This is a genomic window from Limimaricola cinnabarinus LL-001 (assembly GCF_000466965.1).
In the GTDB taxonomy this organism is placed as follows: domain Bacteria; phylum Pseudomonadota; class Alphaproteobacteria; order Rhodobacterales; family Rhodobacteraceae; genus Limimaricola; species Limimaricola cinnabarinus.
Window position 1 is genome coordinate 24,926 of record NZ_BATB01000008.1, and the last position, 20,012, is coordinate 44,937.

At 66.9% G+C, this 20,012-nt stretch carries 16 protein-coding genes and 1 pseudogene; 12 read left to right on the forward strand and 5 right to left on the reverse strand.

What is annotated here, in order from left to right:
• The first annotated feature begins 10 nt into the window (after positions 1-10).
• The 4 genes from MBELCI_RS04910 (at position 11) to MBELCI_RS04925 (ending at position 1,982) form a co-directional block, all read left to right on the forward strand.
• Positions 11-373 (forward strand): hypothetical protein, encoded by a 363-nt coding sequence (locus tag MBELCI_RS04910; RefSeq protein ID WP_021693051.1) that lies wholly within the window; start codon positions 11-13, stop codon positions 371-373.
• Between the two features lie 229 nt (positions 374-602).
• Positions 603-1,202, forward strand: coding sequence for a superoxide dismutase (locus MBELCI_RS04915; protein ID WP_021693052.1), 600 nt, complete (start codon positions 603-605; stop codon positions 1,200-1,202).
• A 118-nt stretch (positions 1,203-1,320) separates the two neighbouring features.
• The gene (locus tag MBELCI_RS04920; RefSeq protein WP_021693053.1) at positions 1,321-1,530 is read left to right on the forward strand and encodes a hypothetical protein; all 210 of its coding nucleotides are present in this window, start codon (positions 1,321-1,323) and stop codon (positions 1,528-1,530) included.
• Entirely contained in the window at positions 1,530-1,982 is a 453-nt protein-coding gene (locus tag MBELCI_RS04925; RefSeq protein ID WP_021693054.1) for a host attachment family protein, read from the forward strand. Before MBELCI_RS04920 ends, MBELCI_RS04925 begins: the two co-directional genes overlap by 1 nt.
• A 41-nt stretch (positions 1,983-2,023) precedes the next feature.
• Here MBELCI_RS04925 and MBELCI_RS04930 read toward each other — a convergent pair whose 3' ends face one another.
• Positions 2,024-2,590 (reverse strand): LOG family protein, encoded by a 567-nt coding sequence (locus MBELCI_RS04930; protein WP_021693055.1) that lies wholly within the window; start codon positions 2,588-2,590, stop codon positions 2,024-2,026.
• Between the two features lie 144 nt (positions 2,591-2,734).
• Here MBELCI_RS04930 and MBELCI_RS04935 point away from each other — a divergent pair, with 144 nt between their 5' ends.
• Together MBELCI_RS04935 and MBELCI_RS04940 are read left to right on the forward strand one after the other, a co-directional pair.
• Positions 2,735-4,561 carry an ABCB family ABC transporter ATP-binding protein/permease gene (locus MBELCI_RS04935; protein WP_021693056.1) on the forward strand — a complete coding sequence of 609 codons (1,827 nt, stop codon included), beginning with the start codon at positions 2,735-2,737 and terminating at the stop codon, positions 4,559-4,561.
• A gap of 104 nt (positions 4,562-4,665) precedes the next feature.
• Entirely contained in the window at positions 4,666-5,865 is a 1,200-nt protein-coding gene (locus tag MBELCI_RS04940; RefSeq protein ID WP_021693057.1) for a multidrug effflux MFS transporter, read from the forward strand.
• Positions 5,866-5,925: 60 nt separating this feature from the next.
• On the opposite strand, the gene MBELCI_RS04945 is transcribed toward MBELCI_RS04940, so the two are convergent.
• Positions 5,926-9,576 carry an efflux RND transporter permease subunit gene (locus MBELCI_RS04945; protein ID WP_021693058.1) on the reverse strand — a complete coding sequence of 1,217 codons (3,651 nt, stop codon included), beginning with the start codon at positions 9,574-9,576 and terminating at the stop codon, positions 5,926-5,928.
• A complete protein-coding gene (locus MBELCI_RS04950; protein ID WP_021693059.1) occupies positions 9,573-10,799 on the reverse strand; it encodes an efflux RND transporter periplasmic adaptor subunit in 1,227 nt (408 codons plus the stop codon). The genes MBELCI_RS04945 and MBELCI_RS04950 overlap by 4 nt, the downstream gene beginning before the upstream one ends.
• Positions 10,800-11,165: 366 nt before the next feature.
• On the opposite strand from MBELCI_RS04950, the gene MBELCI_RS04955 reads away from it, so the two are divergent.
• From MBELCI_RS04955 to der, 3 genes are all read left to right on the forward strand, one after another.
• Positions 11,166-11,837, forward strand: coding sequence for a tetratricopeptide repeat protein (locus MBELCI_RS04955; protein WP_021693061.1), 672 nt, complete (start codon positions 11,166-11,168; stop codon positions 11,835-11,837).
• Positions 11,838-11,926: 89 nt separating this feature from the next.
• A complete protein-coding gene (locus tag MBELCI_RS04960) occupies positions 11,927-13,198 on the forward strand; it encodes a PQQ-like beta-propeller repeat protein (protein ID WP_369385364.1) in 1,272 nt (423 codons plus the stop codon).
• Between the two features lie 48 nt (positions 13,199-13,246).
• Positions 13,247-14,698 carry a ribosome biogenesis GTPase Der gene (der, locus tag MBELCI_RS04965; protein ID WP_021693063.1) on the forward strand — a complete coding sequence of 484 codons (1,452 nt, stop codon included), beginning with the start codon at positions 13,247-13,249 and terminating at the stop codon, positions 14,696-14,698.
• A gap of 81 nt (positions 14,699-14,779) precedes the next feature.
• Here der and MBELCI_RS04970 read toward each other — a convergent pair whose 3' ends face one another.
• Together MBELCI_RS04970 and serS are read right to left on the reverse strand one after the other, a co-directional pair.
• Positions 14,780-15,484 carry a TspO-related membrane protein gene (locus tag MBELCI_RS04970; RefSeq protein ID WP_021693064.1) on the reverse strand — a complete coding sequence of 235 codons (705 nt, stop codon included), beginning with the start codon at positions 15,482-15,484 and terminating at the stop codon, positions 14,780-14,782.
• Positions 15,485-15,551: 67 nt separating this feature from the next.
• Positions 15,552-16,850 carry a serine--tRNA ligase gene (gene serS, locus MBELCI_RS04975; protein ID WP_021693065.1) on the reverse strand — a complete coding sequence of 433 codons (1,299 nt, stop codon included), beginning with the start codon at positions 16,848-16,850 and terminating at the stop codon, positions 15,552-15,554.
• Between the two features lie 196 nt (positions 16,851-17,046).
• Between serS and yajC the strand changes: the two genes are divergently transcribed.
• The 3 genes and pseudogenes from yajC (at position 17,047) to secF (ending at position 20,002) form a co-directional block, all read left to right on the forward strand.
• Positions 17,047-17,331, forward strand: coding sequence for a preprotein translocase subunit YajC (yajC, locus tag MBELCI_RS04980; RefSeq protein ID WP_021693066.1), 285 nt, complete (start codon positions 17,047-17,049; stop codon positions 17,329-17,331).
• Positions 17,332-17,368: 37 nt separating this feature from the next.
• Positions 17,369-19,029, forward strand: a pseudogene (gene secD / locus MBELCI_RS04985) (protein translocase subunit SecD).
• A gap of 1 nt (position 19,030) precedes the next feature.
• Entirely contained in the window at positions 19,031-20,002 is a 972-nt protein-coding gene (gene secF, locus MBELCI_RS04990) for a protein translocase subunit SecF (protein WP_021693068.1), read from the forward strand.
• The last annotated feature ends 10 nt before the right edge of the window (positions 20,003-20,012 follow it).

The following is a 20,012-nucleotide window of genomic DNA, read 5'->3' on the forward strand; positions in this document are numbered from 1 at the left end:
AGCATCACGCATGTCCGACCCGAATTTCAACAACAACAACGTCAACCCGCCGCCGAAGAAAGGTGGCACGTCGATCGCCCTCATCGTCGGTGGTCTCGTGGTTGCCGTGATCGTGCTGTACTGGCTCTTTGCGGGCGGCACCGATGTGGACAACGCCGACATGGTCGGCGAGGAAACCAACATCAACGTCGATGCAGGCGCCGAGTCGGCTGCCGAGAGCATCGAGGATGCCGGTGAAGCCGTCGAGGCCGAGATCGACGAGACCGCCGTCGAAGTCGAAGATACCGCAGCCGAAGCCGAGGCCGAGGTGGACTCCGAGATCGACGCGACCGAGACCATCGAGGTCGAGGGCGAAGCCGAGGTGGTTCAGTAAGACAGCCGCGCTCGTTTCTACGCGCGCCGGTTTTCGGGCGGCGGCCGGTCTGGTCGCCGCCCTTTCTCATGGCGGGCCCACCGCCCGAGCTTGGGTCGTCGAACGGTTTCGGTCACGCTTGTGGCCGCGCGCCAGCGCTCGGAATTTCCCGGCTGTCCCATTGACCTTTGGGGCGCAGGGGTTCTGTTATGTGGCGCAAATCCACCACTGGCAGCAAAGCGAGACCGACATGGCTTTCGAACTTCCCGACCTTCCCTACGCCCACGACGCGCTCGCCTCCAAGGGCATGTCGAAGGAGACGCTCGAGTATCACCACGACCTGCACCACAAGGCCTATGTCGACAACGGCAACAAGCTGATCGCCGGCACCGAATGGGACGGCAAGTCGATGGAAGAGATCATCCGCGGCACCTATGACAAGTCGTCGGTGGCGCAGAACGGCATCTTCAACAACATCTCCCAGCTTTGGAACCACAACCAGTTCTGGGAGATGATGACCCCCGATCAGAGCAAGATGCCGGGCGAGCTCGAGAGCGCGATCACCGACAGCTTCGGCTCGGTCGACAAGTTCAAGGAAGACTTTGCCGCCGCGGGCGCGGGCCAGTTCGGCTCGGGCTGGGCGTGGCTCGTCAAGGATGCGGATGGCGGCCTCAAGGTCACCAAGACCGAGAATGGCGTGAACCCGCTGTGCTTCGGACAGACCGCGCTTCTGGGTCTCGATGTGTGGGAGCACTCCTACTACATCGACTACCGCAACAAGCGTCCCGCCTACATTTCCAACTTCCTCGACAACCTCGTGAACTGGGAGAACGTCGCCTCGCGCATGTGAGGCGTCGCGGCGCTGCCGCGTCCCCGAGGCCCTCGCGGGAGACCGTGGGGGCCTTTTCGTTTCCGGAACCCGCGCCGTCACGGATCGTTTCCTCTGCATGCAACCAAAGGAGGCTTCGATGGCTGAGAGGGCGAGATCCAAGGACGGGACCCGTGAGACCGAGGCTTACGTCAGTGAAGAGGACAAGGCGGGGGCGGGCGGCCAGCCGGGTCGTGAAGGCGGCGACCTGACCCGAAAGGTCGGCACGCGCGACGATCTCAAGCGCGCCGAGCAGGACGACCCCGGCGTCACCCGCGTGCGCAAGAGCGACGAGAAGGACCCCGATTGATGGCCCGGATCGACAATGGAACCTGGGTTCTCGTCGCCGATGGCGAAAAGGCGTTGATCCTCGAGAACACCACCGACGCCCAGCATCCGAACCTGCAGGTCGTGCGCAAGGAGGCGCAGGAGAACCCGCCGGATCGCGCTCAGGCGACCGACAAGGCCGGGCGGCAGGCCGATGGCGGCCCCGGTCAGCGCACTGCGCTGGACGAGACCGACTTTCACCAGCTTGCCAAGGATCGCTTTGCTTCGGACCTTGCGGATCTCCTCTATCGGCATGTCCATAAGGGCCGGTTCGACAAGTTGGTGATCGTGGCGAGCCCGCATGTGCTGGGTGTGCTGCGTCCCGAACTGCACAAGGAGGTGGCCGACACGGTGGTGGCCGAGATCCCCAAGACCCTCACCAACCACCCCGTCGCCGAAATCGAAAAGGCCATCGCTAACGAGATCGCGGGCTGAACGGGTCGAACGCCAAGGGGGGCGCCTCGACCGCGCCCCCTTCAGGCCGACAGCGTCTCCGCGAGTGCCTTTTCGAGAGCCTTCACGCTGGAGACGTAGTGGATGAAGCTCTTGAGGCTGTCATTCGCGAATCCCTCGTCGATCACGTGGTTGATCAGCTGGCGCAGGGGCTGCCAGTAGCCATCGATGTCGAGCAGCAGGATCGGCTTGTCGTGAAGGCCGAGCTGGCGCCATGTCAGCACCTCGAAGAATTCATCCAGCGATCCCGCACCGCCGGGCAGCATGACGATCGCATCGGCGTTCATGAACATCACTTTCTTGCGTTCGTGCATGGTCTCCGTGACGACATAGGTATCGAGATCGCTCTTGCCGATCTCGGCCTCGACGAGGTGGCGCGGGATCACACCTAAACTGGCGCCACCCGCGCCTTGCGCCGCGCGCGCGACAGACCCCATAAGACCCACATCCCCTGCGCCATAGACCAGCCGCCATCCCTGGCGCGCGAGCATTTCGCCGGTCTCCGTCGCCGCGGTCTCGTAGCTGGCACGCAGCCCGGGACGCGAGCCGCAGAACACGCAGACGGAGGCGGAAAAAGTGGACATGGGCATGGGCGGTCTCCGGGTTGTGTCGCTCTGTCGTAGAACGCGGCGCGGCGCGGCTCAACCGGTCAGAGGCCCACCGACCGGCCCGGTCTGGCCATCAGGGCGGCCGCGTCCTAGGTTGAACCGCCGCCGCCAGCCCGGAGCCCGCCGATGCGACGCCTGTCCAAGACCGACGCCAACCTCTCGGGGCAGCCCGTGCAGGGTTGGGACACGATCCGGCAGGTGATGCCCTATCTGTGGCCCGAGGGGCAGGGCTGGGTGAAGCGCCGCGTCGTGCTGGCCGTCTCGCTCCTGGTCGTGGCCAAGCTGATCGCGGTGGCCACGCCGCTCTTCTACAAGGCCGCCGTCGACGCGCTGGCGGGCGAAGGCGAAAGCGCCGCGATGCTGCTGGCGATCGGTGCGGCCGGGCTGACGCTGATCTATGGCCTCGCCCGGCTCGCCAATGTCGGCTTCCAGCAGTTGCGCGACGTGGTGTTCACGCCCGTGGGGCAACGGGCGCTGAGGAAGCTGGCGCTGCGCACCTTCCGGCACATCCACGCGATGAGCCTGCGCTACCACATCGGACGCAAGACCGGCGGTCTCAGCCGGATCATCGAACGCGGCGTGAAGGGCGTCGATTTCCTGCTGCGCTTCCTGCTGTTCTCGATCGGGCCGCTGATCCTTGAACTGCTGCTCGTCGCGGTCGTGCTCTTCTTCCTGTTCGATGTGTGGTATCTCGTGGCCGTGCTTGGCACGATCGTCGTCTACGTCGCTTTCACCTTCAAGGTGACCGAGTGGCGGGTGAAGATCCGCAAGCAGATGAACGATCAGGACACCGACGCCAACCAGAAGGCGATCGACAGCCTGCTCAACTTCGAGACGGTCAAGTATTTCGGCGCCGAGAACCGCGAGGCGATGCGCTATGACGGCGCGATGGAGAAATATGCGGCTGCCGCCGTGCGCACCAACTACTCGCTCGCCTTCCTGAATTTCGGCCAGTCACTGATCATCACCAGCGGTCTCGTCATCGTCATGGTCATGGCCGCCATCGGGGTGCAGAACGGCGCGCTGACGGTGGGCGATTTCGTCATGGTCAACGCCTACATGATCCAGATCACCATGCCGCTCAATTTCCTCGGCACCGTCTACCGCGAGATCCGGCAGGCGCTGATCGACATGGGCGAAATGTTCGAGCTTCTGAACCAGCCGCCGGAGGTCACCGACCGGCCTGGTGCTGCGGCGCTCGCCGTGCCGCGCGGCGAGATCGTGTTCGACGATGTGCGCTTCGACTACGAGGCCGCGCGCGGCATCCTCAAGGGCGTGTCCTTCACGGTGAAGCCCGGCGAGACCGTCGCCATCGTCGGCTCCTCGGGGGCGGGCAAATCGACGATCGGGCGGCTGCTGTTCCGCTTCTACGATGTGACAGGCGGTGCGATCCGGATTGACGGGCAGGATCTGCGCGACGTCACCCAAGACAGCCTGCATGCGCAGATCGGTGTGGTGCCGCAGGACACGGTGCTCTTCAACGACACGATCCTCTACAACATCGCCTATGGCCGCGAGGGAGCCACCCGCGAGGAAATCGAAACGGTGGCTCGCGCCGCGCAGATCCACGACTTCATCCTGTCGCTGCCCCAAGGCTACGACACCACCGTGGGCGAGCGCGGCCTGAAGCTCTCGGGCGGAGAGAAGCAGCGCGTCGGCATCGCCCGCACCCTGCTCAAGGACCCGCCGATCCTGCTTCTGGACGAAGCGACGAGCGCGCTCGACACCGACACCGAGCGCGAGATCCAAGGCCAGCTTCGCGCCATGGGGCAGGGGCGCTCGGTGATCACCATCGCACATCGGCTGAGCACGATTGCGGATGCGGACCGGATCGTGGTGCTGGAAGCCGGGAAAGTCGTGGAATCGGGCTCTCACGAGCATCTTTTGGCGCAAGAGGGCCGCTATGCGCAGCTCTGGTCGCGCCAGCAGTCCGAAGAGGCCGAGGCCGCGTGATTGCGCCTCTGAACCGATCGGTCTAGTCTGCGCCTGAGTCGCCTGCCGCGTGCGGGCCAATCGACGTTCCGGGCGTGCCGCGCGCGGAGTTCAAGGACAGCCCTATGTTATCCCCGATGTTCCGCACCGCCGTGGTGCTGGGCCTGCTCTCCGCCGTGGGTCCCTTCACGATCGACATGTATCTTCCCGGCCTGCCGGGCCTCGCCGCCGATCTGAACGTAGACGAAGCCGCGGCGCAGGCGACGATCAGCGCCTATTTCCTCGCCTTTGGCCTCGCGCAGCTCTTTTATGGCCCGCTCGCCGATGCGGCGGGGCGCAAAACGCCGGTCTATATCGGCGTCGGCGTGTTTCTCGTCGCCACCATCGGATGCGCTCTGGCCCCATCGCTGCCGTGGCTGGTGGCGTTCCGCGCGCTTCAGGGCCTTGGCTGCGCCGCGCTGATGGTGGTGCCGCGCGCCATGGTGCGCGACATGTATACCGGGCACGAGGCGACGCGCCTGGTGGCGATGATCATGCTCGTCATCTCTGTTTCGCCGATGCTCGCACCGCTTTCGGGTGCGATCATGATGAGCTTCACCAGCTGGCGCGGCATCTTCTGGGCGCTCGCGGTGATCGCGGGGCTGGCCCTGCTCCTCACCATCTTCGGCCTCAAGGAAACGCTGCCAGCCGAGCGCCGCCGCCCGGTCCGCCCGCGCTTGCTCGCGGTGTCGGCCAAGCGGCTGTTCCGCGATCCGACATTCATGGCGCTGACCTTCGTGTCGGGTTTCGGCATGGCGAGCTTCTTCGTCTTCATCGCGAGCGCCAGCTTCGTCTACACCCAGCAATACGGGCTGTCGCCGATGCAGTTCAGCCTCGCCTTCGCGACCAATGCCGTGGGCTTCTTCGGGGCGAGCCAGTTCGCGGCGACATTGGGCCGCCGCATCGGCCTCACCCGGATGCTGCGACTGGCGTTGATGGGCTTTGCCTTCTTCGCACTGACGCTGCTGGCGATCACGGCGGCGGGCTATGCGACGCTGCCGGTGCTGATGGGGCTCCTGCTGTGCGGCAATGCCTGCCTCGGCCTCGTCATCCCGACGAGCCAGGTCATGGCGCTCGATCCGCATGGCGAGATCGCGGGTCTCGCCTCATCAATGGGCGGCACGCTGCAGATGCTCACGGGCGGTCTGATGGTCGCGGTCACGGGGCCGTTCTTCAATGGCACGGCGCTGCCGATGGTGGCGGTGATCGCGGGCTGCGCGGTGATGGCGCTGGGGCTTGCCCTCTTGGCGCTGGGCCGGGGTGAGCAGGGCGTTCAGGCGGCCTGACCCCGCCAAATGCATTCGTGGAAAGGGGCCGTCCTTCGGGGCGGCCCTGTCGTATCCGGGCTACTCCGCCGCGCGCAACGTCGATGCGGGGAGGGGGGCAGAGCCCTGCGCGTCCTCCCAGATGATCTCAGGTGTCTTGATACGCCGCGCCTCGCGCCTGAGCGCCCAGTCGCGCGCCGCCCGGCTGCCGCGTCCCATCGACAGCCGCGCCAGAAGCCGCGACATCCAATGGGCATAGCGGGCGGCCCAGATCCGCAGCGCCAGCATCGCGGGCGTGAAAACCAGCGTCAGCACCGTGGCGATGCCGAGGCCGAAGACAACCGCCGTGGCAAGCTGCTTCCACCACAGCGCCGTGGGGCTGTCGATCGTGTAGCCGCCGCCGAAGAAGTCGAGGCTGAGCCCGAACATCATCGGCGCGAGGCCTGCCATGGTGGTGACGGTGGTGAGGAAGACGGGCCTGATGCGGTCCTCGGCGGTGCGGATCACCGCCTCGGTGCGCGGCATGTAACGCGCGTAATCCTGATAGGTGTCGATCAGCACGATGTTGTTGTTCACCACGATACCGGCGAGCGCCACGATGCCGGTGCCGGTCATGATGATGGAGAATGTCTGATCCATCACCAGCATCCCGATCAGCACGCCGGCGGTCGACATGACAACCGCCAGAAGTACCAGCGTGGCGTTGTAGAAGCTGTTGAATTGCGCCAGCAGGATGATGAACATCAGCCCCAGAGCACCCGCGAAGGCCGATTGCAGGAAGGCCTGACTTTCGGCCTGATCCTGCTGATCGCCGGTCCATTCCCATCCGACGCCATCAGGCAGCGGCGCGGTGTCGAGCCAGTCGATCAGCGCCTCGATCCGTTCATTGGCGTTGATCGTTGAGCGGCCAACTTCGCCCGCGTCGATGCGCGTCTGCAACGCGTCGTCGATCTCGGCCTCGGTGACGATCCGGCTCTCGTCGCCATCGACGAGCCGGACGAGGCCGGGCGTCACGTCGGCCTTGACCTCGAAGTAGCGCTGTTGCGCGACGCGGTTGATCTCGGCGAGCTTCTGCACCGGCTTGCGGGTGACGAAGTTCGACAGCGGCACCAGTCCCGACGGCGTGCGGACCCGCAGGCTGTCGAGGGTCGAGAGCACGCGGTCCTCCTCGGGCAGCCGCACGCGGATCTCGATCTCCTCGTCCGAGCTGTCGATGCGCATGGTGTCGAGCATGATGCCTCGGGTCACGAGTTGCACCATGGCGCCCACGGTCGCCACGTCTGCGCCGAAGCGGCCTGCCTTCTCGATGTCGACGTCGATCTGCCAGTCGATGCCCGGCAGCGGCAGCGTGTCCTCGATCAGCGTCAGGCCCGGCGTTTCCTCGAATCGCGCGCGGACCTGCCCGGTGGCGGCGCGCAGCGCCTCGAAATCGTCACCGGTGAGTCGCAGGTGCACCGGCTTGGACGAGCCGGGTCCCTGCGCAAGGTCGAGGATCTCGATGCGGATGCCCGGGATATCGTCGAGGCGGGCCTGCAGCCGTTCGAACACCACATTGCCATCGAGATCGGCCGGATCGTAACCGGTTTCGCGCGCATAGGCGGCGCGGTCCTCCCACGGGACCAGTTCGATCTGCAATTGACCCACCGCGTCGGCGGGACCACCGGCCCCGGCGGTGTTGGAGTTGAGCCCGCCTTCACCCGCGAAGGCGAAAACCGAGCCGATGCCTGGAAACCCCACGACCGCCGCCTCGGCCTCGGCCACGAGCGCGTCCTTTTCGGCGAGGCTGAGATTACCACGCGCCTGCACGTAGATGATCGCCTGCTCGGGCTCGGTCTCGACGAAGAACTCCACGCCGTTGTTGTGGGTGCCGAAATAGGTGAAGGTCGAAAAGACGAAGGCCCCCACGGCCCCGATCGTCACCAGCGGCATGATCGGGTTGCCCGCGATCAGCGCGATGACGCGCCCGAAGAGCGAACGCCGATAGCCCGCGCGCACCCGCTTGGGCGCGCGCCGGATCTTGGCCGCACCACCGGTGATGGTGGTGGCGATCGCACCGAAAAGCGCCAGCGCCAGACCGGGGGCGGCGTCGAGCAGCCCCGTGGCGGGGCGGGCCTCGCCGCTGAGATAGCCCGGGTTGAGCGCCAGCATCAGCCCCACGAAGATCAGCAGGGCGGCGGGCGGCACCAGAGCGGCGCACACGACCCATGGCAGGCGGCGGCGCAGGCTGTCGGAGGCATGGCCGAAACTGCGGCTCATCCGGCCCAGCACGCCGCCCATCACCGGCAGGTAAATCAGCGCGACCACGAGCGAGGCCGAGAGCACGAAGATCAGCGTCACCGGCAGCATGCCCATGAACTGTCCCGCGACGCCGGGCCAGAACAGCATCGGCAAAAAGGCGCAGAGCGTGGTGGCGGTCGAGGAGACCACAGGCCAGAACATCCGCTTCGCCGCCTCGACATAGGCGTGCATCGGTCCGACGCCGTCGGAGATGCGCTTGTCGGCGTATTCCACCACCACGATGGCCCCGTCGACCAGCATGCCCACCGCAAGGATCAGCCCGAACATCACGATGTTCGAGATGGTGATGTCCATCACCGCCAAAAGCGCAAAGCACAAAAGGAACGAGGTCGGGATTGCAAAGCCCACCAGCAGCGCCGGGCGCGGGCCCAGCGCGGCGAGCACCACGATCATCACCAGCGCGATCGCCGTCAGAACCGAACCTTCGAGCTGGCTCACCATCGAGGCGACCTGACGGCTCTGGTCGTTCGAGGTCCCGACCTCGATTGCCGCCCTGAGGTCGTCGGGCCAGCTGTCCTGCTCGGCCGCGACCGTTTCGCGCACCAGCGCGGCGGTGTCGATCAGGTTGAAGCCCCGCCGCTTGACCACCTGAAGCGCCACTGTCGTCTCGCCGTTGAAGCGCGCCGTCGAGGTCCGGTCCTCGAAGGTGAGCCGGATCGTCGACAGGTCGCCCAAGGTCACCACCCGGTCGCCATTGGTCTTGACCGGCAGCTCGTAGATGTCGCGCGGCTCGTCGAGGCTCGACGGGATCTTGACCGAGAACGCGCCCTGCGCGCTTTCGATCTCGCCCGCCGCGATCAGCAGGTTGTTGTTGGTCACGACCTGCAGAAGTTCGGCGGCGGTGACGTTGTAGGCCTCGAGCCTGAGCGGGTCGATCTCGACCTCGAGCATTTCGTCGCGCTGGCCGGTCAGGTTGGCCGAAAGCACGGCGTCGAGCCCTTCGAGCCGGTCCTGCAGAGTCTTGGCCACCCGGATCAGCGTGCGTTCGGGCAGCGCGCCGGTGAGGTTCACGATGACGATCGGAAATTCGGAGAAGTTGATCTCGTTGACAGACCAGGCGTCGGCCCCGTCGGGAAACTCGGCCTCGGCGGCGTTCATCGCATCGCGCACATCGGCCATGATCTTGGTCTTGTCCCAACCGAACTCGAATTCGAGCGCCACCCCCGCATAGCTCTCGGCGGCGGTGGAGGTCATGGTCTTCAGCCCGTCGAGATCCGACAGCCGGGTTTCCATCGGCTTGACCAGAAGCTGTTCGCTGTCCTCGGCTGAGATGCCGGGGAAGGGGACCGAGACGAACAGCGCCGGGATCTCGATGTCGGGCTCGCCCTCCTTGGGCAGGCCGACATAGGCGGCTCCGCCCGCCACGAGGCTCAGCACGATGAAGGCCATGATCATCCGCGCCCGGGACGCGGCCCAGTCGACGATGCCGGTCACTGCCCGGCCTCCCGAAAGCTTGGCGATACGCGCACGCCGTCGGTCACGTATTCCTGCCCGACGACGATGATGGCGGCCTCGGGCTCCAGCCCGGCGACCAGCACGCCTTGGGCCGTGTCGCGCAGCAGCGCCACGGGGGCAAAGCGCGCCACCGCATCCGTGGCCTCGCCATCGACGAGACGTACGCCGAGACGGCCGTCATCGTCGAGCGTCAGCGCCGATTGCGGCAACAGATGCGCCTGCCTGCCGTCGGTCTCGATCATGATCTCGGCGGTCTGGCCGTCGCGGATCTGCAGATCCGCATTGGGGACGACGACCTCGACGCGGAAGGTGCGTGTCGTCTCGTCTGCCGAGCGCGACACGAAGCGCACCTCGCCGGTCAGCGGCGGGCCGGAGGCCAGCCGCCCACGGGCGGGCGCGCCGACGCGGATCTTGTCAACATCGACCTCGGGTACAAAGCCCACGAGCTTGATCGGATCGAGCTGCACCACCGTGGCGCAGGGCGCACCGGTCTGCATCAAGAGCCCCAGCTCGGCAGTGTCGGTTTCCAGCAACCCGTCAAAAGGTGCGCGGATCGACAGTTTGTCGATCTCGCGTTCGGCGGCGGCGACGGCGGCGCGCGCCGCATCGATTCCGGCCCGTGCCGAGACGAGGCCCGAGGCGGCGCTTTGCACCTGTGCGGCCGCCGCTTCCATCGCGGCCTCGGCGCTGATCACCGAGGTTTCGCTCTGATAGCCGCCCTTGCTCAGCCGCTGCGCGTTGCTGAGGTTGATTTCGGCCTCCCGCAGCCGGGCCTGTGCCTCGGCCTGCGCGGCCTCGGCCGTGGGCACCCGGCTTTCGGCCTCCGACAGTCGCGCTTTCGCTTCGGCAAGGTCGATCTCCCGCGTGCCGGGGTCGAGTTCGCACAAAAGCTCGTCGGTTTCGACGAAGGCGCCCTTGCGCAACGGGTCCGAGACCACCCGGCCGGAGGTTTCCGCGCGCACTTCGACCTCGCGCGCGGCCTCTGTCCGTCCGCGCAGCACCACGGCGTCATCCACCTCCCGGGCGGTGCTGCGCAACGCCACGACACCGATGCCGGGCGTCGTTACCTGCGAGGACCCGGTCGCCGCATTCGCGGCATCCCCGTCGATCTGCGCGATGGCAAAGAGCCGATCGCGGTCGATGATCAGCATATAGAGGAAAGCGGTCACGAAGATCGCGGTGATGACGGGGATCAGTTTCATTGCGCATCCTCTTCGGCCATCGGGCCTGTCCCGATCATGCCGATCCCGGCACGAACGCGGATCGACGCGGGGTCGATCACCCCGCCGGAAATGCCTGAACCACTTGGTTCAGACTACGCCGCGTCGCTCGCTCTCTCAAGCGCTCAGGCGGATCGCGCGACACGGTGACGCGCCGATGCCCCGGATCGGCGGCTCCGGTGCCGCAGCATGCGGCATGTCGCACGACCCGGCGGCAGCGTTCGAAGGCGGCGGGCGGGACTTGTCCCTGCGCCCGGCTTCACGATAAGACGGGCGCGATCGACCACGGCGCCGAGACCGGTGCGCATCCGACACGGCGCCACGGCGCAATCCCAGGGGGACCAAGGCGTGAGCAATCCCGACAGCTTCATCGACGAGGTCAGCGAAGAGGTCCGCCGCGAGCGGCTTTTTGTTCTGTTGCGGCGCTACGGCTGGATCGGCATCCTTCTGGTCCTCGTGATCGTGGGGGGCGCCGCCGGCTATGAGTGGCGGCAATCGCGCCTCGCGGCGCAGGCGCAGGCGCGCGGCGACGCGCTTTTGGCGGCGCAGGTCGAGGCCGACGCCGAGACGCGCACCGCGGCTCTGGCCCGGATCGCGCAGGAGGCCCCCGACGCGGTCGTGCCCGCCCTCACCCTCGCGGCCGAACAGGTCGCGGCAGGTGATGGCACGGCGGCGGTGGCCACGCTCGACGCGCTGGCGGCCAATGGCGAGGTGCCCGAGATTTACCGCGATCTCGCGGCGTTCAAATCCGTGCTGATCGACGCCGATCGTACACCTGAGGACCGGCTTCTCGCGCTCGAGGCGCTGTCGGTGCCGGGCGCGCCGTTTCGGATGCTGGCTCTGGAACAGATCGCTCTGGTCCAGCTTGGCATGGGCGAACGCGAGCCCGCGCTCGAGCGTCTGGCCGCGATCCTCGAGGATGCCGAGTCGTCGGCGGACTTGCGCGATCGCGCGGCAAGCCTGATGGTCGCTCTGGGTGAGACGCCTGACTCCGTGACCGGGGCGGCGGACGCGCAATGACCGACAAGCGGCCGGGACAGGCCGCGCAAAGACAAGATATGGGGCGAGGGGCAGTCATGCGGCGCAGCGGAGTGATCGGAGCAGGGGCCTTGGCCCTCCTTGCGGCCTGTGGCCAGCCGGACGAACGGCTGCCCGGCACCCGCATCGGCGTGGACCTTCCGGGCGGTGCCGCGGCGGCAGGCGGCACCGCCGTGCCGTTGGCGCTCATCGCGCCCGTGCAGAACGCCGATTGGCCGCAGCGCGGCGGCGGGGCGGATCGCGACATCGCGCATCCGGCCCTTAGGGCTGATCTGGCACCCTTGTTCCGCGTGGCGATCGGGGCCGCCGAGACCCGTCGCGCCCGTATCACCGCCGAGCCGGTGGTCGCGGCGGGCCGCGTCTTTGCCATGGATGCGCAGACTGGCGTTTCAGCCTTCACAACCGGCGGTGCGGCTCTGTGGCGCCAAAGCCTGATCCCCGCGAGCGACGCGGCCACCGACGCCTCCGGCGGCGGTCTGGCGACGGATGGCGCGCGGGTCTATGCGACCACCGGCTACGGCGAGCTCGTGGCGCTTGATGCGGCCAGTGGCGCGCGCCTGTGGACCCAGGATCTCGGCGCGCCGGGCGCGGGCGCCCCGGCAGTCGTGGGTGACATGGTCTATGTCGTCGCGCGCGATGGTCAGGGCCTCGCAATCGATGCAGCTTCGGGCCGCGTGCGCTGGCGGGTATCGGGCGTCGAGGACGTCTCGCGCTTCGATGGCGGCGCCGGCCCGGCAGTGAGCGGCGATCTTGCCGTCTTTCCCTTTGCTTCCGGCGAAGTCATCGGCGTCTTTCCCGAAGGTGGGCGGTCGCGCTGGTCGTCGGTCGTGGCCGGACGCCGCCCCGGAAGGGCATCGGCCCTGACCGTCAGCGGCATCTCCGGCGATCCGGTAATCGAGGATGGCCGGGTCTATGTCGGCAACGCCTCGGGGCGGATTTCCGCGCTCGACGGCTTTACCGGCGAAACGATCTGGAGCGCCGCCGACGGCGCGCTCGGTCCCGTCGTTCCGGCGGGCGACGCCTTGTTCTTGATCAACGACATCGGCCAGCTTCAGCGTCTTGATGCTGCGACCGGCACGACCGTGTGGCGCACCGATCTTCCCCAAGGCGAAGCGGCGGGTTTCCTACGCCGTGATCGTCCCACCGCCCATTACGGCCCGATCCTCGCCGGTGGCCGCCTGCTCATCGCCTCCTCCGACGGGGTGATCCGGCAAGCCGATCCGGTCTCGGGGCGGCTGTTGGGCGCGCTGCCGCTCGAAGGCGGCGCCGCTTCGGCACCGATCGCGGCGGGGGGGGTGCTCTACGTTGTCACCACCGATGGCGCGCTTGCCGCTTTCCGTTGACGCGCAATCGGTGTATGGGGCGCAATTCCGTACGCGAAAGACCCTGAGATGAGCTTCACCCTCGCCATCGTCGGACGGCCCAATGTGGGCAAGTCCACGCTGTTCAACCGCCTTGTCGGCCGCAAGCTGGCGTTGGTGGACGACCAGCCCGGCGTGACCCGCGACCTGCGCGAGGGCCCGGCACGTCTGGGCCCGTTGCGCTTCACCGTGATCGATACCGCCGGTCTCGAAATCGCCACCGACGAAAGCCTGCAGGGGCGCATGCGCCGCCTGACCGAGCGCGCCGTCGACATGGCCGATGTCTGCCTGTTCATGATCGATGCCCGCGCGGGTGTCCTTCCCGCCGACGAGATCTTTGCCGACATCCTGCGCAAACGTGCCAAGCACGTGATCCTCGCGGCCAACAAGGCCGAGGGGCGCGCGGGTCAGGGCGGGCTGATCGAGGCCTATTCGCTTGGCCTCGGCGAGCCTCTGGGCCTGTCGGCCGAGCATGGCGAGGGCATGAGCGAGCTTTTGTCGATGCTCGAGCCGCTCGCGGGCGAGTTCGAGGCGCGCGCCGAGGAAGACGCGCCGGTGATGGATGTCGACGTCGACGAGGAGGGGCTCACCGACGAAGACGCGCCCTTCGCCCCCACCAAGGAGCGCCCGCTTCAAGTCGCGGTGGTGGGGCGTCCCAATGCGGGGAAGTCAACGCTGATCAACAAGATCCTCGGTGAGGAGCGGTTGCTCACCGGCCCCGAGGCCGGGATCACCCGCGACGCCATCTCTCTCGCCATCGACTGGAACGGCACGCCGTTCCGGATCTTCGACACTGCGGGCATGCGCAAGCGTGCCAAGGTGCAGGAAAAGCTCGAGAAGATGTCAGTCTCGGACGGGCTGCGCGCGGTGAAATTCGCCGAGGTCGTGGTGGTTCTGCTCGACGTGGACATCCCCTTCGAACAGCAGGACCTGCGCATCGCCGACCTCGCCGAGCGCGAGGGCCGGGCAGTCGTCATCGCGGTCAACAAGTGGGACCTCGAGGACGAGAAGCAGGACAAGCTCAAGACCCTCAAGGAAAGTTTCGAGCGGCTCTTGCCGCAACTGCGCGGCGCACCGCTGGTCACCGTCTCGGCCAAGACCGGGCGCGGCCTCGACCGCCTGCACGATGCGATCCTGCGCGCCCATGCCGTCTGGAACAGTCGCATCTCCACCGCGCATCTCAATCGCTGGCTTGTCGGCATGCTGGAGCAGCACCCGCCGCCCGCACCCGGCGGCCGGCGCATCAAGATGCGCTATGCCACGCAGGTCAAGACGCGCCCACCCGCCTTCGTGGTGATGACCTCTCATCCCGATGCGGTGCCCGAGAGCTATTCTCGCTATCTCGTCAATGGGTTGCGGAGCGACTTTGACATGCCCGGAACGCCGATCCGGTTGTTCCTGCGCGATCAGGGCAAGAAGAACCCGTTCCAGAACCGCAAGAAGGCCCAGCCCTCCAAGCTGCGAAAGCACATGAAGGACTGATCTGAAGAGAGCGCCGCAAGGCGCTCTTTTTATTCAAGTAACCGGCTTGGGGTCAGCGTGGACGCATGGGTCTCTTAAACCTCATGACGATACCCGGCGCGCCAGCGCCAGAGCGCCGAGGATCGCCGCGAGACTTGCCAAGGCAACGACGCCCGGCACGTTGAACCCGTTCGCCACCACGATGGCCATCAACGCCCACGCCACGGTCAGCCCGTAGGACGCCGCGCGGGGGCGATGCGACTGCACCGCGAGCGCCAGCAGCGTCGCGAGAATGATGCAGAGGATCGCCCAGCCTGTCTGATTCATCACAAGGCCGTACCCCGCCGCAGTGGAGCCCAGTGACACGAAGCTCGCCGCCGATAGCCAGCCTGCGAAAATGCCGTAGGGCACCCGGGCGAGCCAGACGTCGCGCTCCGGCGCCATCAGGAACGCGCCGATCGCGCCCGCTGCCATGATGAAGATCGTGATCGTCGCCCAGATCGCGCTTGCGTTCGCGATGGCGAGCCAAGGCGTGCCGATGCCAAGCGCCACCAGCAGCGGCAGGCGGGCGCGGCGCCAATCCTCGGCACGGGGGCGCTTCCTGACGCCATAGGCGGCGGAGACGATCAGCCACAGGTAGATCAGCCCCCAGATCGAGAAGGCCCAGCCCGCTGGCTGCACCGGCGGGTCGATCTGCGGGACCGGCAATTGATCGGCGGTGAAACCGGTGAAGGGAGAGGTTACCAGCGGCGCGGCCGCAAAGGCGACGGAGAGGGCGAGCACGCCCCATGCGATGAGGGTTTTCATGACCCCACTACGCACCGCGTCGCCCGGTGGTTCAACCGGGTGGCGCGCAAATCCTCGGGCGTGACGTTCAGTCGCGGACCAGTTCGCCCGTGGCCGAAAGCCGAGTGCGCCCGCCGAGGTAGCCGTGCAGCACCTCGGGGAGCGTCACCGAGCCGTCCTCTTCCTGCCCGTTCTCCAGCACCGCGATGAGCGTGCGGCCCACCGCGAGGCCGGAGCCGTTGAGCGTGTGCAGGAATTCGGGCTTGCCGCCGCCCTCGGGGCGGAACCGCGCGTTCATGCGCCGGGCCTGGTAATCGCCACAGGTCGAGATCGAGCTGATCTCGCGGTAGCGGTCCTGACCGGGCAACCAGACCTCGATGTCATGGGTCCGCCGCGCGCCAGCACCCATGTCGCCCGCGCAAAGAAGCATCGTTCTGTAGGGCAGGCCCAGCTTTTCGAGGATCGCCTCGGCGCAAACGGTCATGCGTACATGCTCGGCCTCGGACTGGTCGGGGTGCACCACCGAAACCATCTCGACCTTCTCGAACTGGTGCTGGCGCAGCATGCCCGACGTGTCGCGCCCGGCGCTGCCTGCCTCGGAGCGGAAGCACTGCGTGTCGGCGACATAGCGGCGCGGCAGGTAGCTTTCCTTGACCATGCAGTCGGCCACGAGGTTGGTGAGCGTCACCTCGGCGGTGGGGATGAGCCACCAGCCGGTCGTGGTCTGGTAGCTGTCCTCGCCGAACTTCGGCAACTGACCGGTGCCGATCATCGCCTCTTCCTTGACCAGAACCGGAGTCATGGTCTCGGTCAGCCCGTGTTCCTCGACATGGGTGTCGAGCATGAACTGCGCCAGCGCCCGGTGCAGCCGCGCCACACCGCCCGACAGCACCACGAAGCGCGAGCCCGAAAGCTTGGCCGCCGCTTCGAAGTCCATGCCGTCCCGTACCGCCGGAAGCTCGTAATGCTCCTTGGGGGCATAGTTGAACTGGCGCGGCGTGCCGTGGCGCTTCATTTCGACGTTGTCGTCCTCGTCTTGTCCGGGGGGGACGTCGTCATAGGGCAAGTTGGGGATCGTCAGCAGCAGTTCGCGCAGGCTCGCATCCTCGGCCTGTGCCTCGTCGTTCAGGCGCGCGATCTCGGCCTTCTTTTCGGCCACCAGCGCGCGCAGCCGCTCGAACTCGGCTTCGTCGCCGCGCCCCTTGGCCGCACCGACCTCCTTGGAAGCGCGGTTCTGCTCGGCCTTGGCAGTCTCGGCGGCGTGGATCTTGGCCCGGCGCGCGTCATCGAGCGCCAGGATCTGCGACGACATGCCAGACACCCCACGGCGGGCCAGGGCGGCGTCGAAGGCGTCGGGGTTGTCGCGGATGGCGCGGATGTCGTGCATTGTCTCGTCCGTCATAGGGGGTTTCACGGCCCAAGGGCCGCGCCCATATGGACCGAATTGGCCGGGCTTGTGAACCGCCAAACCGGCCCGCCACGTCGCCGGGGGGCGCGGTTGCCAATCACCGGACCCGGCAGTAGGGTGCCGCGACTTTTTCAAAGGCGTGAGAGCACGCCCCGGACCGACATAAAGGACCGCCATGCAAGGCATCGAATCCCTCATCCCGCTGATCCTGATTTTTGCGATCATGTGGTTCTTCCTGATCCGCCCGCAGCAGAAGAAGCTGAAGGAGCACCAGAAGATGGTGGCGGCGCTGCGCCGGGGCGACCAGGTGATTACCCAGGGCGGGCTGATCGGCAAGGTGGTCAAGGTCCGTGACGACAACAACGAGGTCGAGGTCGAGATCGCGCAGGGCGTGAACGTCCGCGTGGTCCGTTCGACCATCGCCGCCGTGACCTCCAAGACCGAACCGGCCAAGGCCTGATCCCTCCGATCCGGCCCCGCGCCAGAGGACGAACGACATGATGCACATCCCCACCTGGCGCCGGGTCCTGATCTGGCTGGTCTGTCTGGGCGGCTGTTCTTCGCGCTGCCGAACCTGTTCTATGACAGGGTCGAGACCGCGAACGACGCCCGTGCCGTGATCGAGACCGGGCAGACCGACGCCGAATTGCAGGCCGATGCGGGCCTCTGGCCCGAATGGATGCCCTCGGGGCTCGTCAATCTCGGCCTCGACCTGCGCGGCGGCGCGCATCTGCTCGCAGAGGTGCAGGTCGAAGAGGTCTATGCCGCGCGCATGGAGGCCTTCTGGCCCGAGGTGCGCGACGCGCTGGCGGCGCAGCGTGACACGGTGGGTTTCGTCACCCGCGAGGAGGGCGATCCGTCCGAGCTACGCGTGCGCATCTCCAACGCCGATCAAGCGGCGGCGGCGCTCGAGATCGTGCGCGGTCTCGCCACCCCGGTGGCGAGCATCACGGGGGCGGGCGCCAATGACATCGACGTGCGCGCCGAAGGGGCCGAGATCGTCGTCACGCTGAGCGAGGCCGAGCGCGTCGCCACCGACGATCGCACCATCCGCCAAGCGCTCGAGATCGTGCGTCGCCGGATCGACGAGGTCGGCACCCGCGAGCCCACGATCCAGCGCCAGGGCGAGGACCGCATCCTGATCGAGGTGCCGGGCGTCGGCTCGGCCGAGGAGGTCAAGGAGATCATCGGCACCACCGCGCAGCTGACCTTCCAGCCGGTCGTGTCGCGGACTTCCGACGCCAATGAGAGCGCGGGGCCCAACAACGAAATCCTGCCCTCGCTCGACGAGCAGGGAGTGTTCTACATCCTCGAGCGCAATCCGGTGGTCTCGGGCGAGGAGCTGGTCGACGCCCAGCCGGCCTTCGATCAGAACGGACGCCCGGCGGTGAACTTCCGCTTCAACCCGACCGGCGCGCGGGCCTTCGGCGACTACACGGCCGAGAACATCGGCTCGCCCTTCGCCATCGTGCTCGACGAGGAGGTGATCTCCGCCCCCGTCATCCAGAGCCACATCCCTGGCGGCTCTGGCATCATCACCGGCAACTTCACGGTCGAGGAGTCGACCCAGCTCGCGGTGCTGCTGCGGGCCGGGGCGCTACCCGCGGGCTTGGAGTTCCTCGAAGAGCGGACCATCGGCCCCGAGCTCGGCGCCGACAGCATCGAGGCCGGCAAGCTCGCCGCCATCGTCGGCGCGCTCGGCGTCGTGGTCTTCATGGTCGCAAGCTACGGGCTGTTCGGCGTTTTCGCCACCGTGGCGCTGACCTTCAACATGATCCTGATCTTCGCGGTGCTGTCGATCCTCGGGGCCACGCTGACGCTGCCCGGCATCGCCGGCATCGTGCTGACCGTCGGCATGGCGGTGGACGCCAACGTGCTGGTCTACGAGCGTATCCGCGAGGAGCTCAAGACCGCGCGCGGCCCGGCCCGCGCCATCGATCTGGGTTACGAAAAGGCGCTCTCGGCAATCCTCGACGGTAACGTGACCACGCTGATCACCGCGCTCATCCTGTTTCTCGTGGGCTCCGGTCCGGTGCGTGGCTTTGCCATCACCCTCGGCCTCGGCATCCTCACCTCGGTCTTCACCGCGATCTTCGTGACGCGGCTTCTGATCGTGATGTGGTTCGAACGCCGCCGCCCCAAAACCATCGAGGTCTGACATGCGGCTGCGCATCGTTCCACAAGACACCAAGATCGACTTCTTCCGGGCCGCCAAGATCACCTTCGGGGCCTCGGTGTTGGCGATGATCGCCAGTATCGTGCTGTTCTTCGTCATGGGGCTGAATTTCGGCATCGACTTTCAGGGCGGCACGACGATCCGCACCGAGAGCGAGAGCACCGTTGATGTCCGCGCCTACCGCGAGGCGATCGCGCCGCTCGATCTGGGCGATGTGGTGATCACCGAGGTCTTCGATCCCTCCTTCGGCGACGACAAGAACGTGGCCTCCGTGCGCATTCAGGCGCAGGACGGGACCGAGGCGGTCAGCGCCCAGACCATTGCTGCCGTGGAGACGGCGCTGCAGGGGGTTGATCCGACGATCACCTTCCCCTCGGTCGAGAGCGTCGGGCCCAAGGTGTCGGGCGAGCTGATCCAGTCGGCGATCCTCGCGGTTCTGGGCTCGCTCGTCGCGATCCTGTTCTACATCTGGCTGCGCTTCGAATGGCAGTTCGCGGTCGGCGCCCTCGCGGCGCTGGTGCATGACGTGGTGCTCACCATCGGCATCTTCGCCGCGATCCAGATCAAGTTCGACCTCGCGATTATCGCGGCCCTGCTGACCATCGTCGGTTATTCGATCAACGATACCGTGGTCGTCTTTGACCGGGCGCGCGAGAACCTGCGCAAGTTCAAGACCATGCCGCTGCGCGACCTGCTCAACCTTTCGGCCAACGAGACGCTGAGCCGGACAGTGATGACCTCGGGCACGACGCTTCTGGCGCTTCTGGCGCTTCTTGTGCTTGGTGGCGACGTGATCCGCGGCTTTGTCTTCGCGATCTTCTGGGGCGTGATCGTCGGCACCTACTCCTCGATCTACGTTGCCAAGAACATCGTGCTGATGCTCGGCGTGAAGCGCGACTGGGACAAGAAGGACGACCCCAAGGCGGGAACGCAGTTCGCGAATATCGACGCCTGATCCGGCGGTG

What these genes read in the sequence shown, in the direction of transcription:
- yajC (WP_021693066.1), top strand. Translation starts at nt 17,047, where the DNA reads ATGCAAGGCATCGAATCCCTCATCCCGCTGATCCTGATTTTTGCGATC.
- MBELCI_RS04925 (WP_021693054.1), top strand. Translation starts at nt 1,530, where the DNA reads ATGGCCCGGATCGACAATGGAACCTGGGTTCTCGTCGCCGATGGCGAA.
- MBELCI_RS04970 (WP_021693064.1), bottom strand. Translation starts at nt 15,484, where the DNA reads ATGAAAACCCTCATCGCATGGGGCGTGCTCGCCCTCTCCGTCGCCTTT.
- MBELCI_RS04930 (WP_021693055.1), bottom strand. Translation starts at nt 2,590, where the DNA reads ATGCCCATGTCCACTTTTTCCGCCTCCGTCTGCGTGTTCTGCGGCTCG.
- MBELCI_RS04950 (WP_021693059.1), bottom strand. Translation starts at nt 10,799, where the DNA reads ATGAAACTGATCCCCGTCATCACCGCGATCTTCGTGACCGCTTTCCTC.
- secF (WP_021693068.1), top strand. Translation starts at nt 19,031, where the DNA reads ATGCGGCTGCGCATCGTTCCACAAGACACCAAGATCGACTTCTTCCGG.
- der (WP_021693063.1), top strand. Translation starts at nt 13,247, where the DNA reads ATGAGCTTCACCCTCGCCATCGTCGGACGGCCCAATGTGGGCAAGTCC.
- MBELCI_RS04915 (WP_021693052.1), top strand. Translation starts at nt 603, where the DNA reads ATGGCTTTCGAACTTCCCGACCTTCCCTACGCCCACGACGCGCTCGCC.
- serS (WP_021693065.1), bottom strand. Translation starts at nt 16,850, where the DNA reads ATGCACGACATCCGCGCCATCCGCGACAACCCCGACGCCTTCGACGCC.
- MBELCI_RS04935 (WP_021693056.1), top strand. Translation starts at nt 2,735, where the DNA reads ATGCGACGCCTGTCCAAGACCGACGCCAACCTCTCGGGGCAGCCCGTG.
- MBELCI_RS04920 (WP_021693053.1), top strand. Translation starts at nt 1,321, where the DNA reads ATGGCTGAGAGGGCGAGATCCAAGGACGGGACCCGTGAGACCGAGGCT.
- MBELCI_RS04910 (WP_021693051.1), top strand. Translation starts at nt 11, where the DNA reads ATGTCCGACCCGAATTTCAACAACAACAACGTCAACCCGCCGCCGAAG.
- MBELCI_RS04940 (WP_021693057.1), top strand. Translation starts at nt 4,666, where the DNA reads ATGTTATCCCCGATGTTCCGCACCGCCGTGGTGCTGGGCCTGCTCTCC.